At 51.2% G+C, this 14127-nt stretch carries 11 protein-coding genes; 6 read left to right on the top strand and 5 right to left on the bottom strand.

Annotated features, from left to right (window positions below; genetic code table 11):
• The first annotated feature begins 9 nt into the window (after positions 1-9).
• Both LX87_RS12895 and LX87_RS12900 read left to right on the top strand, forming a co-directional pair.
• Entirely contained in the window at positions 10-603 is a 594-nt protein-coding gene (locus LX87_RS12895; protein WP_111628652.1) for a GNAT family N-acetyltransferase, read from the top strand.
• 94 nt (positions 604-697) lie between these two features.
• Complete coding sequence (locus tag LX87_RS12900) at positions 698-1807, top strand: mechanosensitive ion channel family protein (protein WP_111628653.1); 1110 nt, start codon at positions 698-700, stop codon at positions 1805-1807.
• A 10-nt stretch (positions 1808-1817) separates the two neighbouring features.
• Here LX87_RS12900 and LX87_RS12905 read toward each other — a convergent pair whose 3' ends face one another.
• Positions 1818-2891 carry a helix-turn-helix domain-containing protein gene (locus LX87_RS12905; RefSeq protein ID WP_111628654.1) on the bottom strand — a complete coding sequence of 358 codons (1074 nt, stop codon included), beginning with the start codon at positions 2889-2891 and terminating at the stop codon, positions 1818-1820.
• A 101-nt stretch (positions 2892-2992) separates the two neighbouring features.
• Between LX87_RS12905 and LX87_RS12910 the strand changes: the two genes are divergently transcribed.
• Positions 2993-6037, top strand: a complete 3045-nt coding sequence (locus LX87_RS12910; protein ID WP_111628655.1) for a SusC/RagA family TonB-linked outer membrane protein — start codon at positions 2993-2995, stop codon at positions 6035-6037.
• Positions 6038-6045: 8 nt separating this feature from the next.
• Positions 6046-7557, top strand: a complete 1512-nt coding sequence (locus tag LX87_RS12915; protein WP_111628656.1) for a SusD/RagB family nutrient-binding outer membrane lipoprotein — start codon at positions 6046-6048, stop codon at positions 7555-7557.
• Between the two features lie 80 nt (positions 7558-7637).
• On the opposite strand, the gene LX87_RS12920 is transcribed toward LX87_RS12915, so the two are convergent.
• Together LX87_RS12920 and LX87_RS12925 are read right to left on the bottom strand one after the other, a co-directional pair.
• Positions 7638-8963, bottom strand: coding sequence for a Gfo/Idh/MocA family protein (locus tag LX87_RS12920; protein WP_111628657.1), 1326 nt, complete (start codon positions 8961-8963; stop codon positions 7638-7640).
• Positions 8964-8995: 32 nt separating this feature from the next.
• Positions 8996-9991 carry a formylglycine-generating enzyme family protein gene (locus LX87_RS12925; RefSeq protein ID WP_111628658.1) on the bottom strand — a complete coding sequence of 332 codons (996 nt, stop codon included), beginning with the start codon at positions 9989-9991 and terminating at the stop codon, positions 8996-8998.
• Positions 9992-10173: 182 nt separating this feature from the next.
• On the opposite strand from LX87_RS12925, the gene LX87_RS12930 reads away from it, so the two are divergent.
• Together LX87_RS12930 and LX87_RS12935 are read left to right on the top strand one after the other, a co-directional pair.
• Positions 10174-12045 carry an ABC-F family ATP-binding cassette domain-containing protein gene (locus LX87_RS12930; protein WP_111628659.1) on the top strand — a complete coding sequence of 624 codons (1872 nt, stop codon included), beginning with the start codon at positions 10174-10176 and terminating at the stop codon, positions 12043-12045.
• Between the two features lie 77 nt (positions 12046-12122).
• Positions 12123-12791: a DedA family protein gene (locus LX87_RS12935; RefSeq protein ID WP_111628660.1), complete on the top strand. Its 669-nt coding sequence runs from the start codon at positions 12123-12125 to the stop codon at positions 12789-12791.
• Between the two features lies 1 nt (position 12792).
• Here LX87_RS12935 and LX87_RS12940 read toward each other — a convergent pair whose 3' ends face one another.
• A complete protein-coding gene (locus LX87_RS12940; RefSeq protein ID WP_111628661.1) occupies positions 12793-13305 on the bottom strand; it encodes a Fur family transcriptional regulator in 513 nt (170 codons plus the stop codon).
• Positions 13306-13540: 235 nt separating this feature from the next.
• Entirely contained in the window at positions 13541-14053 is a 513-nt protein-coding gene (locus tag LX87_RS12945) for a gamma carbonic anhydrase family protein (RefSeq protein ID WP_111628662.1), read from the bottom strand.
• Positions 14054-14127: the final 74 nt, after the last annotated feature.

The following is a 14127-nucleotide window of genomic DNA, read 5'->3' on the forward strand; positions in this document are numbered from 1 at the left end:
CCCCAGCCGATGCAGTCACTTTCTTTCCAGACCAAAAGAGGACGGGAGATCGAATCGGTTTTCGACGGGCTGGCGGCTCTGCGGATTGCGGTTTTTCGCGACTTTCCGTATCTCTACGAAGGCACGATTGAGTACGAAAAAACGTATCTGGAAACCTATGCGCGGTCGGATCGTTCGTTTCTGTTTGCCGTTTATGACGGCCCGAAAATGGTGGGCGCTACGACCTGCATCCCGTTACAGGACGAAACCGCCGAGGTCCGGAAACCGTTCGAAACGTCAGACTTTGACCTTACTACCCTCTTTTATTTTGGTGAGAGCATTCTGCTTCCGGAGTACCGGGGTCTGGGTTTAGGGCACCGCTTTTTCGATGAGCGGGAAGCCCACGCCCGGAGTTTTGGCACGTTCAAAACCGCCTGCTTCTGTGCCGTTGAACGACCTGAAGACCACCCAGCCAAACCGGCAGATTACCGCCCCAACGACGCGTTCTGGCTTAAACGGGGGTATACCAAACTACCGTCTTTACGAAGCTATATGGCGTGGCCGGACCGGGGCGAAGAAGTTTCGACTCCCAAACCAATGGTCTACTGGATGCGCGAATTGTAACTGACGAGGGCTGTTTTCGTCTAAAATCTTTGCCATTGTCAGGCAACAATTTCCGATTTCTGCGGCTTTTATAGAAAACCACCTCTTATAAACCATGAACTGGACGGACTTCTGGGATACTATAGGCCAATTTGGCACTGAAATCGACCGATGGCTGCGGCATAACCGTAAGATTTCGGGTTGGCTCATGCTGGTGGTCTCTATCGGTGCCGGGCTTTTGGTCAATCTGATTACAACGCAGGTAGTACGGCTTATTCTGCGCCGACGCTATAGTGAAGTACTGGGTTTACTGCGCCAGTATATCCGAAACGCCTTTTATCTGTTTGTGCCGTCCCTGTTCTTTCTGATCATCACGAATGTACAGGAACGGGCTTTTCAGCGCTTTCCCATTGCCTTAAAAGCCGCTGAAATCATCTTTGTGGCCTCTACTACCTGGCTGGTGGTCCAGTTGCTGAAGGTGGGCGAACGGCTGATCGTCCGGCAGTACGATACGGCCAGCGACGTAAATCTGCACTTGCGGAAATTTGTTACCCAAATCCGGTTTGTGCGCCAGTTTTTCACCATTATCGTTATGGTGATCGGTTTTTCGGTTCTGCTGCTGTCCTTCAACGGCGGGCGAAAAATTGGTCTGAGCTTCCTGACCTCGGCGGGGATTGCCTCGGTGGTGATTGGTTTTGCGGCCCAGCGCACCATTGCTAACCTGCTGGCCGGTATTCAGATTGCCTTTACGCAGCAGATTCGGGTGGATGATGCCGTTGTGGTAGAAAACGAATGGGGCCGGATTGAGGAAATTAACCTGACCAACGTGGTGGTGCGGGTCTGGGACCGTCGGCGGCTGATTCTGCCCATTACGTATTTCATCGAAAAACCGTTTCAGAACTGGACCCGCTCGCAGGCTTCGGTATTGGGCACGGTTCTGCTCTATCTGGATTATACCGTACCCGTTGAACGAATTCGGGAGAAAGCGAATCAACTGGTAGAAAACAACCCTTTGTGGGATAGGGAAGTGTGCGCCGTGCAGGTAACGGACATTCAGCCTACCTGCGTGGTGGTCAGAATTCTTACCTCCGCCCGCAATTCCGGTGAAAGCTTTGATCTTCGGTGTTTCATCCGGGAGAATATTCTGGCCTTTCTGCGCGATGAATATCCGGAAAGTCTGCCCAAAACCCGGTTCCAGTTGAGCGAAACCAACCAGCCGGTTTAAGGCCACTTATTCAGATAACTTCAAGGAATACAGTCAGGTCAATTTCCAATAAATCGACCAGTAAAATTCCTTTTATCTTGTTGGGTAAAAAGCCAAAATGCTTTTTAAAAGCGGCTGTAAAATGGGTTGCGTGTTTGTAGCCCAATAACCGGCTAACTTCTGCAACTTTCACCTTGCCATCGGACAGCATCTCTTTGGCTTTTTCCATCCGGAACGTTTGGAGGTAGCCAAACACCGTGTTGCCGAATACCTGCTTAAAATGCTTTTTAAGATTATATTCATTCGTACCAACTTCTCTGGACAGCTCTTTTAACGAAAACGTTTTTTCCGGATTTTCGAGCATAAGTTGCTGTACCTGATGCATTTTCTCTACCTCTTCTTTCTTGATTCGCGGATAAACCGGTTCGGTACGGCATTGGTCATACTGATCAAGCTGGACCGCTAATAGCTCCATAACTTTGGCCTGGAGAAACAGCCGCTTGCTGTCTCCACACAGTGAACAATACAGGATATCATTCAATAAAACGCTAATTCTTGGGGTGATGGGCAGGTTCTGGCGGCTAAACCGAGTTGGGATTTTCAAGCCAATGTTTTTCCGAAACCCGGCAAATAAAACGGTATTAGCGGCAAAATAACTAAAGAATAAATCGGGGGTTAAAGTGATAAGTAGTGTTTCAACACACGCTTCCGGATGTACCTCAACCGAAACGACATGGTTGGTTACCAGCAGGATGTTATGCTCGTGGCTGGAGAAGTTATAAACGGGCCGACGGTCTGAATCGAAACCATATAAGGTAGACTGAATCGAAAAAACCATTTGAATACACGGACCCGAAACCTCAAAATGGATTTCTGTTTTCTTCCTCGCCTGTATAGTGCCGTACCAAATATGAACGCCCGGTGAGCTATATTCGTAGCTGCAGGCATCTGCATCTTCTTTCTGATGGCAGTCGCGTTTTTCTATAACCTCATCCGTTCCAAAGCAATTCAGCGTATAATTGATAGCTGTAGCATCCTGCCTTCCTATACAGGCAATGTTTTTGATTTCTCCCTTTTGCGTTATAGTTTCTCCCTTTCCCGTCATTTCGCTTTTTAACCATTCTATACCTTTGCAGCCGTAAAATTAATTAGATTATGTCTAAATAAAATTAGGGAGATCTAATTTGAGATTAAAATTACGGTCACATGACAAAATTACTATCCACTATCTTCCTCCTTACCTTTCTGACAGTAAGCGCCTACTCACAGCAACCGGGCGATGCAGGCCGTCCGATCCGGGGTAAGGTGATTGAGCAGACAACGGGTGCTCCCCTGCCAGGTACCAACATCACCATCAAGGGAACGTCGCAGGGAACTACCTCCGATCAGAAAGGCGAGTTTTCGATTCGGGCTAATCCGGGGCAGGTTCTGGTGTTTTCATTTATCAGCTACGAAGCGCAGGAAGTAACCGTAACAGCGAACACCCGGACGCTCGACATTGCGCTGAAAGAAGATCAGAAACAGTTGTCGGAAGTGGTGGTTACCGGCGCACTCGGCATCAAGCGGGCCGCCCGCGAATTTGGCGGTGGGGCGCAGGTGGTTAGCAACGAAAGTCTGAACCAGGGCAAAACCGTTAATCCGCTGGTTGGCCTGACGAGCAAGGTCGCCGGTTTGCGGATCAACATGTACGACAGCAAGGTTGACCCGCAGATCCAGATTACCATGCGCGGCAGCCGCTCGCTTAACCGGGCCAAAAACGCCCCGATTTACGTGGTAGACGGTATTCCGGTTCCGGAGATTACCCGCCTGAATCCTAACGATATTGAAAGTATTACGGTTTTGAAGGGTGCCAACGCTGCGGCTCTGTACGGTTCAGAAGGAGTTAACGGTGCGCTGATGATCACGACCAAAAGCGGAAGCCGGGGACGCGGTACCGTAAAGTTCAGCAACACGACGACGTTTTCACGGGTTTTCCTACTGCCACCGGCCCAGACGAAATTTGGTCAGGGCGTTAACGGGGTTTATGACCCCACACAGGCCGAATCCTGGGGCCCCGCATTCGACGGAACCATGAAGGATTTTGGTCCAGTTTTGCCCAGCGGATCGCGGCATCAGATTTTATATGCGGCTCCTTCGCGCGACAACCGGCTGGATTTGTTCCAAACCGGTGTCAACCTCCAGAACGACGTTTCGTTTTCGGGCGGTGACGAGAAAAACACGTATTTCTTCTCGGTGCAGGACGTAGCCATCAAAGGCATCATTCCAGAAGACCAGAGCCACCGGACCGGCGCACGCTTTAACGGAACCCGGAAATTTGGCAAACTCAATACGTCGTACAACGTCAATTATGTTTATTTCAAGAAAAACACGACGCCCGACGGCCCCTGGATTACAGCCTATTCCTTGCCCGCCAACTTCGATTTCAACTCGATGAAAGACTGGCAAAACCCGGCTTCGTATGCCAACCCCAACTACTTTTTCACGGATTTACAGAAAAATCCGTACCACCAGATCGACAATACCCGCGACGTGAGCGAACAGCAAACCATCAACGGGAAAGTTGAACTCGATTATCAGGTAACGCCCTGGTTTAACGCCATGTACCGGATCGGGATGTTCAGCACCTCCACGCAGACCCGCAGCACCACGGGCAAGTTCGAAGCGGCCGGTCGCCGGAATGTCAACGGGAGCGTCAGCGACGGAAGCAACAACTTTCAGCGGCTCAACGGCGACTTGATCCTCAACTTCAACAAGCAGTTTGGCAAGTTCAGCACCCGCCTGATTCTGGGGCAGAATTTCCGTTCGGATTACACCAAAACCGCCACCGTTTCGGCCAGCAATTTGCTGCTCCCCGACCTGTTCAACCCCGGCACCCGGATTGGCGAGTTAACGGGAAGTTCCAGCATTACGCAATACCGTTCCCTGGCGGGTTATGGCGAGTTTACCGGGGGCTACAACAATTACCTGTTTCTGACGCTGACCGGCCGTAACGAGTGGGTTTCGGTATTGAGCAAAGAAAACCGTTCGTATTTCTACCCCGGCGTCAGTGCTTCTTTTGTGTTTAACGAAGCCATCGACGCGCTGAAAAACAGCCGTTTCCTCTCATTCGGAAAGGTGTTTGCTTCCTGGAACAAAACCGGTAACGTCACGCTGGAACCGTATTCGCTCAACAATCCGTATAGCCAGATCAACGGTTTTCCGTTTGGCAATCTGGTGGGCTTTACCCCCGGTACGAAGTATCCCAACCCGAACATTCAGCCGGAATTTGTTACCTCCTACGAAGCGGGCGTTCAGCTGGGTCTCCTGAACAACCGGCTGAATGTTGAAGGAAGTTACGTCTTCTCGGATTCCAAAGGTCAGATTTTCAACGCGACTACCTCCCGGGCAACGGGTTACAGCAGTGCCGTTGTGAACGCCGGTCGGTTGACCAACAATATTGTTGAATTGAGCGTCAATGGCGATGTCATACGCAACAGCGCACTGAAATGGAACGTTGGGTTCAATTTTACGCACATCAACAACGAGGTGAAGGAATTGTACGAAGGATTGCAGTCGTTCAATATTTTCCGTCAGTCGTATGCCAACCTCGGCCAGCAATATCCGAGCTTGCAGGTGAGCGATTACCGGCGCGACCCGCAAGGCCGGGTAATTATCAACCCCACAACCGGCGAACCCCTGATAGCCGCTGACCCCGTTCACCTTGGCACGATGGTCCCCCCTTATCAGATGGGCGTCAGTACGGCTTTGCAGTTCAAGGGATTCAGCGTGGGTGCCCAGTTTGACTGGCGGATGGGTGGCTGGCTGTATTCCGAAATCGTGCCCCGGATGTATACCGCCGGAACCGACCCGCGCACCGCCGAGTTTGACCGTCAGCCGTTTATTTTCCCGAACTCCGTCATTCAGAACGCCGACGGCAGCTTTACACCGAACACGACGGTCCTGTCGAAAGGAGACAAAGCGTTCTGGACCAAACAGGGCGAAGTACAGATTAATACGGCGGCCAAATCTGATTATTTCAAACTGCGGGAATTGAGCATTTCCTATTCGCTGCCAGCCACGCTGCTCAGCAAGCAGAAAGTCGTTCGGGAAGCCAGCCTTGGTTTCGTCGGCACCAACCTGTTTATTATCCGTCACAAAGACAACCAATACGGCGATCCGGAGTACCTCTACAATAGCACGGACGGCTACCTGAGCTTCCGGCAGGTTCCGCCTTATCGCACGTACGGTTTCAATGTGAATTTAACATTTTGAGTATAGACATGAATAAGATTCTTAAAATAGCGATTGTGGCCACGCTGACGGTGTCGTTTAGTTCGTGCAGCGAATTTCTGGAAGTTAACAATAACCCAAATGCACCGGTCAACGAAAACCTGTCGCTGAGCGCCAAACTTCCGGCGGCTTTGGTCAGTACGGTTAATCAGGAAACCGGGCAACTTAACCAGATCGGTGCCTTCTGGGCCGGTTACTGGGGCACCACCAGCGAGGGCGTGAACCTGTTCGTTGATCTGAAGTCGTACAACGGCCCCGCTATCCGCCACCAGCGCGACGGGATTCCGGTTTGGGAAAACGGCTACACGACACTCCTGTACTATCAGTTGATCCGAGAACAGGCGCAAACCGAGGGAGCGTTATTTTACGCCGGAATTGCCAAAATTATGCAGGGCTGGCACTTTATGCGGCTGGTTGACATCTACAACAACCTGCCCTTCGACGATGCCCTGCAAGGCACCCGGCACCCTACCCCGCGCTACGAAAACGGAAAAACCGTCTATGAAAAATCGATTAATCTGATCAGCGAGGGTATTAACGATCTTAAAAATGCGCCCGCTGGCGTTGGTCCCGGAGCCGACGACGTTTTGTTCAAAGGCAACAAGGGCTTGTGGATTAAATTTGCCAATACCCTCAAATTACGCGCTCTAATTCACCAGAGCGAAGCAGACAACCAGGCTTATATCACGGCTGAAATCCAGAAAATTCAGGCGGAAGGCAGCGGCTTTCTGGGCGTGGGCGAGAATGCCTTTGTACAACCGGGTTACCTGAACACCGCCACCAAACTAAATCCGTTCTGGGAAAGCAACTACCGGACGGTTCAGGGGGCCAGCACCGGCAACCATCAGGATTTGCGACCGACGGTTTTCCTGCTGGAACAATACAAACTCCGCAACGATCCACGTCTGGCTACGTTGTACACCACCGTCGGCACCGATTATAAAGGTGTACTTTTCGGAAACCCCAACGCCGAAGCGCAGTATAACCGGGCCAACACATCGGTTTTCAAAGGTCCGCAGGAAAACAACGATAAACCGGGTGCGCTGTTTAAATCCGCCACCCAGCCTTCCGTACTGATGGGGTCGTTTGAAAGTCTGTTCCTACAGGCCGAAGCCGCTCAACGGGGCTGGATTACGGGTTCGGCAAAAATGTTTTACGAGCAGGGCATTCAGGAGTCGTTCAAATACATGGAGGTTGCGGCCACTGCCTTTGCGGCTTACAACGCGCAGCCAACCGTCAATCTGGACCAGGTTCCGGATAAAATGGCAGCCATCATCACGCAGAAGTGGCTGGCCCTGAACAGCATCAGCAGCATCGAAGCCTGGACGGATTACCGTCGGCTGGGCCTCCCCGCCATTCCGAACTCGCTGGATGCGCCAGCGCCCACGGCCCGTCCCCTGCGGCTGATGTATCCGGAATCAGAACGGCAAACCAACAACAACGAAACCTCCAAGCAGGGTAGCGACGACATCATCAAGGATAAGGTGTGGTGGAATCAATAATGCCTAACCAGGTTTATTTTATCGCTACCAAAACAAAAGGGCGCCGTTGGCGCCCTTTTCCATTTCAAAACCGTATGCGATTAAACCGCAGTGGTTTTACCCGGTATGGCAACGGGATAGAAACCGTCGGCATTGGGCAGAATTTTCGGTTTGGCATCCCAGGCCAGTTTTTCAGGGAACAGGTCGATGTTGGAGTTCAGTGCTTCGTCCCACTTCACCATTTTGCCCGAATAGGTTGCCATCCGGCCCATAATGGCTGTCAGCGTGCTTTTCGCGCCGTTTTCAGCATCCTGGAATTTATAGTCGCCCTTGGCAATGGCCGCAAACAGCTCATCATGCTCGATTTGATACGGGTTACCGTCGCCTTTGCCGTTGTGCGTGTAGATGGCGTTGCCTTTGTAATCTTTCAGCACGCTTTTCTGACCGAATGAGTCTACCCGGCCTTTCGTACCAACGAACTGCTCGTCCACTTTGCTGTAGGTTCCTTCGTAGTGGCGGCACTGGCTGTTAATCAGCGTACCGTCTTCGTAAACGAAATCAACCATGTGGTGGTCGAAAATTTCGCCGTACTCTTTGCCCGTGCGAACCTGACGACCGCCCGTACCCTGCGCCGAAACCGGATAACCGCGTTTCACCCAGTTGGCTACGTCGATGTTGTGGATGTGTTGCTCGTTGATGTGGTCACCGCAGAGCCAGTTGAAATAATACCAGTTGCGCATCTGGTATTCCATTTCGGTCTGGCTGGCCTGACGTGGTTTTACCCAAACGCCACCGCTCACCCAGTAAACCGAACCACCTACAATGTCGCCCAGCGCACCGTCGTGGATGCGCTTGATCATCTCGCGGTAGTTAGGCTGATAATGCCGCTGTAATCCAACAACTACGTTCAGTTTCTTCTTCTTGGCTTCTTCGGCAGCCGCCAGCACCCGCCGAACGCCCGGCGCGTCGGTAGCTACGGGTTTTTCCATGAAGACGTGCTTGCCCTGCTTCACGGCTTCCTCAAACATCATTGGCCGGAAGCCGGGAGGAGTGGCCAGAATCACAACATCAGCCAGCGGAATGGCTTTCTGGTACGCATCGAAACCAACAAACTTGCGTTCTTCCGGCACGTCAACGCGCTTGGCGATATCGGGCTTCTGATTCAGGTTCTTGTACGAATCGTCCAGGCGGTCGCGGAACGCATCGGCCATCGCCACGATTTTAACATTCTGCTTCGTGCTGAGTGCCTGCATAGCCGCTCCCGTACCCCGACCTCCGCAACCGATCAAAGCAATTTTGATGGTATCGTCGGCGGAGTTATGAAAACCGTATGAGCCCGCAAAAGAAGGCAGCGAAGTCAACAGGACACCGCCTGTCAAGAGGCCGGACTGTTTCAGAAAGTCCCGGCGGTTGGATTCGTTTGACATAAGGAAAAAGGTTTAAAAACGTAACGGGATTATCAATAATCTTCGATCAACGGCGGGTTGTAATAAGCCTTAATTTCTTCTTCTGACGGTTTTTTGGCGGGCCGGACCACCCGGAAGCCAACAAACGACGCACTCGTCAGCCACCACTCACTTTTGGGCGTCTGGGGGTCGAGCACTTTCCAGGAAGCATCTGAAGCCGTCCGGGCAGCCGAGCGCAACACTTCCGGTGCATCATCCCACGAGCCTCCCCGAACGGCGTTCGGATACAACTGCGTTACCTTGGCAAACGGTTCTTTTACCTCACCTTTGGCCTTTTTGGCGTAATAATCGGGGTAATACTGATCAAGCGTCCATTCCATCACGTTGCCGTGCATATCGTGCAGCCCCCACGGATTCGGCTTCTTTTTGCCCACCTGTTTGTAGGAACCATCGCTATTACCGTTGTACCATGCATATTCTCCCAATTTCTTTGCGTCGGCTCCAAAGGAATACGGGGTAGTAGTTCCGGCGCGGCAGGCATACTCCCATTCAGCTTCGGTCGGCAAACGGTAAAAAATGCCGGTTTTGGCGTACAGCCACGCGCAGAAGTGAATGGCCGAATATTGCGTCATGTTAATGGCCGGATAACCCGACCGGCCCATACCGAACGACATATCCACGTAAGGCGGGCTGGGTCGCGTGGCGGCATCAGTTTTTGACAGATCAAAACCGGGGTGCTTGGCGGCCATTTCCTTTTCCATGTTGTGGAACGAAAACAGATCAAACAAATCCCAGGTTACTTCCATTTTCCCCATCCAGAACGGTTCAATGGTCACTTTGTGCTGCGGTCCTTCGTCGGGTTTGCGGCCTTTTTCGTTGGCCGGGCTGCCCATCGTGAACGTTCCGCCCGGCACGGCCACCATATCATACACGAGGGTACTACCGGGAATAGGTTGGGTATACGGTTTTGTTACATCGTCGGTCACCTGCGCCCGACTACTTACTGAAAGTAAACACGCTATGCCAAGCAGAGCAATAGATTTTCGCATGAATTAGGGAAATAAATTAAGCGACTAATTTAGTTAAAGGAAAACGACCCCGAAATTTACCACTTTTCATTTGAAAATTCTAAGCTGCTGCGGCTGAAACCGAGCGTAGCCAAACGTTTTAATCCGTAACTCGTCCCGATGGCCTCTGCGATCCCGTTCGGGTTGTGTATCTTTGCTGTACAATGAATTATTTATCCGCAGAAAATCTATCCAAATCCTTCGGCGACAAATGGTTGTTTCGAAACGTAACGTTCGGAATGAGCCGGGGGGATAAAGTCGCCATCGTTGGGGCGAACGGTACCGGCAAATCGACTCTGTTATCGATTTTATCCGGACAAATGCCGCCCGACGAGGGGCTGGTCAGCCTCCGAAAAGATATTTCCGTCGGTTTTCTGGACCAGCAACCGCAGTTAGACAACACCCTGACGGTGATTGAAGTGGTGCTGACGGGCGACAATCCAGCCCTGACCGCCATCCGGCAATACGAAAAAGCCCTGGCTTCCGATAACCCGGACGCACTCGACCGGGCCATGCACCAGATGGACACGCTGCAAGCCTGGGATTACGAAACCCAGATGAAGCAGATTCTGGGGCAGTTGGGCATTCATGACGTTTCACAGCCGGTTTCGACGCTCTCGGGCGGGCAACGCAAACGGGTGGCAATGGCGCAGGCGCTGATCGAAAATCCGGATTTGCTGATCATGGATGAACCGACCAACCACCTCGATCTGGAAACCATCGAGTGGCTGGAAAACTACCTGTCTACCAATAACTCCACGCTCCTGCTCGTCTCGCACGACCGGTATTTTCTGGACCGCGTCTGCAACCAGATTATTGAACTCGACCAGCAAACGCTTTTCAGTTACAAAGGCAACTACGCTTATTTTCTGGAAAAGAAAGCCGAGCGTCAGGCCGTTTTTGCCGCTGAAGTGGACAAGGCCAAGAACCTCTTCCGGCGCGAACTGGACTGGATGCGCCGGCAACCCAAAGCGCGCGGCACTAAGGCCCAATACCGGGTTGATGCGTTCGATGATGTCAAGGAGAAAGCGCATCAGCGGGTGGGCAACGACCAACTGGAGCTAAACATCCGGACGCAGCGGCTCGGAAGCAAAATCATCGAACTCGAAAACGTCAGCAAACAGTTTAACGACAACGTGTTGCTCGACCATTTTACGTATACTTTCCGGCGCAACGACCGCATCGGTATCATCGGGAAGAACGGGATGGGCAAAACCACCCTGCTGAACATGATTACCGGCGAACTGCGGCCCGATTCCGGCAAAATTGTGACGGGCGGAACCGTCAAAATCGGGTATTATACCCAGTCGGATCTGGTCATTCCGGAAAACCAGCGGGTGATCGATGTCGTGCAGGAAGTGGCGGAAGTGATGAAACTCGGCACGGGCGAAACCGTAACGGCTTCGCAGTTTTTGCAGCATTTTCTGTTCGACCGCGCCAAGCAGTACGATTACGTGCATAAATTGTCGGGGGGCGAAAAACGGCGGCTGCAACTTCTGCTGGTGCTGGTACAGAACCCGAACTTCCTGATTCTGGATGAACCCACGAACGATCTGGACATCACGACGCTCAACGTACTCGAAGAATTTTTACTGAATTTTCCGGGTTGTATACTGCTTGTCTCGCACGACCGTTATTTCATGGACCGGCTGGTCGAACACACGTTTGTTTTCGAGGGCAACGGCAAAGTCCGCGACTTCCCGGGCAACTATACCGATTACCGGGAGCGCAAAGCCAGCGAACCCTCCGAACGGAAACCAAGCGAGAAACCCAGGGCCGTATCAGCCCCGGAAACAAAACCCGTTCCCTCCACCGAAGGCAAACGAAAGCTTTCCTTTAAAGAACAGCGGGAATATGAGTCGTTAGAAAAAGAAATTGAGGAACTTGAACAACGGAAAAGCAGTTTATTGGATCAGTTGAACAGTGGAACCGGTAGCCACGAAGAACTGACGGCGTGGGCCCGGGAGATTGAACAACTTGATCAGCAAATTTCCGAAAAATCCGACCGCTGGCTTGAGCTGGCAGAATATATCTAATCTTGAATGACTGAATGATAGAATGACCGGGCCGCCGGTGCGGTCATTCTATCATTCACTTATTCACTCATTAAACTATGGACCAAATCGTCGACTTCTTCAAATACCTGCTCGACTCGAAAGAGATTATTCAGACGGGCGGTTTGGTGCTGATTACGTTGATTATTTTTATTGAAAACGGCATTTTCTTCGGCTTTTTCCTGCCGGGCGATTACCTGCTTTTTCTGTCGGGGGTTTTTGCCGGAACGGGCGTACTTCCGGTGTCGCTGCTGGTGTTGTTGAGCTGTATTTTCGGGGCTGCCGTTACGGGTTCATTAACGGGCTATCTGACGGGGCGGTATTTTGGTGACCGGTTGCAAAACCGCCCGGATTCGCTGTTTTTCAAGCAAAAATACATCGAGACAACCCGTGAATATTTTTTGAAGTATGGTAGCCGGACCCTGATTGTCGCCCGGTTTCTGCCGGTTGTCCGCACATTCGCCCCTATTCTGTCCGGCCTGATTCGAATGAATTTCCGGTATTTTATGCTCTACAACGTGCTTGGCGGGGCCATTTGGGTGGTGTCGCTGGTCGGGGGCGGTTTCTACTTTGGCGAGAAGTTTCCGTGGATCGTTGATTACGTCCACTACATCATCATTTTCTTTCTGGCTGTTACCACGTTTACGGTAATCCGGGGCTACATCAACGCCCGCCAGGACATGAAGCAGCCCAAAGACAAAGAACCCAAGGAAAAGGTCAACGAGTAAGTCAGGCCATTGAATTGCTGCTGGCACTGGCCGTAGCGGCTTTTGTCCGGGCCACGCATTCTTCATCCGCACACTCGCCGTAGAAAACCAGTGAATGCGACTCCACCTGAAACTGCATGGTATCACCAACGGTTGTTTTAATCAGTTGTAACCGCGGATCGCAGAATTCGATCACCCGGTGACAATTGACACAAATCAAGTGCGCATGCTGCTGCCGACCTAGCCCTTTTTCAAAACGGCTTTTCGTATTATCCTCGTCACCAAACTGGTTTTTCCGGACCAGACCACAATCGACCAGCACGTCGAGGGTGTTGTAAACCGTGGCCCGGCTGACGGCAAACGAACGCTGGTGCATCGCCTGATACAAATCTTCCGCATCAAAATGATCGTCGCGGGAATATACCTCCTCAAGAATGGCAAACCGCTCCAGCGACCGGCGCAGTCCTTTTTTTAGCAGATATTCTTCCAGTTTGGTTCGGGCTGTTGTAAGTAATGAGGTTGTTGAGTTTACCATAGCAGTGGTGACATGATGACTTCAAAAGAATTCATGCATGTCTATAAACCGTTGCTAATCAATGCAGTATTAACTAGCAACTATTTAGACTAATTTCAAACAAAAATACAAGGAAAAGCGATCTCATGCAACTGATTTTATCCGTACTTCTAATTAATTCCATCCATTGACTAGTAGACAATAAAACCTTTGCAGTCAAACCGTTACAATCGAACCAAAAGTGATTTATTGAAAATCATTCCTGATACCAGCTGGCATACATCACGTAATTATTGGCTGTTCGCATAAAGACCTCTCCCAGCTCAGGGGTTACATTTTTCAGAAAACGGGCGGGGTTTCCGGCATAAATTGTACCCGGCGGCACAACGGTATTCTGCGTCACAATGGCCCCGGCGGCAACGATTGAACCGGTTCCGATAACCGCGCCATCCATCACAATCGCCCCCATACCAATCAGCACTTTGTCTTCAATGGTACAACCGTGTACAATGGCGTTGTGGGCAATAGAAACGTAATTACCGATGGTGGTTTTAAACTTCTGGTAGGTGCAGTGAATAACGGCCCCGTCCTGAACGTTGCAATAATCCCCCATCGTAATGGAGTTAACATCACCCCGTACCACGGCGTTGAACCAAACCGTACAATTCCTTCCCATAACGACTTCACCAACAATAGTGGCGTTATCGGCAAACCAACATTCCTCACCGGTTTTCGGATGAATACCACGTACAGACTTTATCAGGGCCATCTTAATTAAGTTCTATTTTATCAGGTAATTATAAGGGAGCTTCGGGGCGAAATAGCGTTTTTTTTGAATAAAAA

It is taken from the genome of Larkinella arboricola (assembly GCF_003259745.1).
Lineage (GTDB): Bacteria > Bacteroidota > Bacteroidia > Cytophagales > Spirosomataceae > Larkinella > Larkinella arboricola.

Coding starts and splice junctions, on each gene's coding strand:
- LX87_RS12895 (WP_111628652.1), top strand. CDS start 10: ATGCAGTCACTTTCTTTCCAGACCAAAAGAGGACGGGAGATCGAATCG.
- LX87_RS12900 (WP_111628653.1), top strand. CDS start 698: ATGAACTGGACGGACTTCTGGGATACTATAGGCCAATTTGGCACTGAA.
- LX87_RS12905 (WP_111628654.1), bottom strand. CDS start 2,891: ATGACGGGAAAGGGAGAAACTATAACGCAAAAGGGAGAAATCAAAAAC.
- LX87_RS12910 (WP_111628655.1), top strand. CDS start 2,993: ATGACAAAATTACTATCCACTATCTTCCTCCTTACCTTTCTGACAGTA.
- LX87_RS12915 (WP_111628656.1), top strand. CDS start 6,046: ATGAATAAGATTCTTAAAATAGCGATTGTGGCCACGCTGACGGTGTCG.
- LX87_RS12920 (WP_111628657.1), bottom strand. CDS start 8,963: ATGTCAAACGAATCCAACCGCCGGGACTTTCTGAAACAGTCCGGCCTC.
- LX87_RS12925 (WP_111628658.1), bottom strand. CDS start 9,991: ATGCGAAAATCTATTGCTCTGCTTGGCATAGCGTGTTTACTTTCAGTA.
- LX87_RS12930 (WP_111628659.1), top strand. CDS start 10,174: ATGAATTATTTATCCGCAGAAAATCTATCCAAATCCTTCGGCGACAAA.
- LX87_RS12935 (WP_111628660.1), top strand. CDS start 12,123: ATGGACCAAATCGTCGACTTCTTCAAATACCTGCTCGACTCGAAAGAG.
- LX87_RS12940 (WP_111628661.1), bottom strand. CDS start 13,305: ATGGTAAACTCAACAACCTCATTACTTACAACAGCCCGAACCAAACTG.
- LX87_RS12945 (WP_111628662.1), bottom strand. CDS start 14,053: ATGGCCCTGATAAAGTCTGTACGTGGTATTCATCCGAAAACCGGTGAG.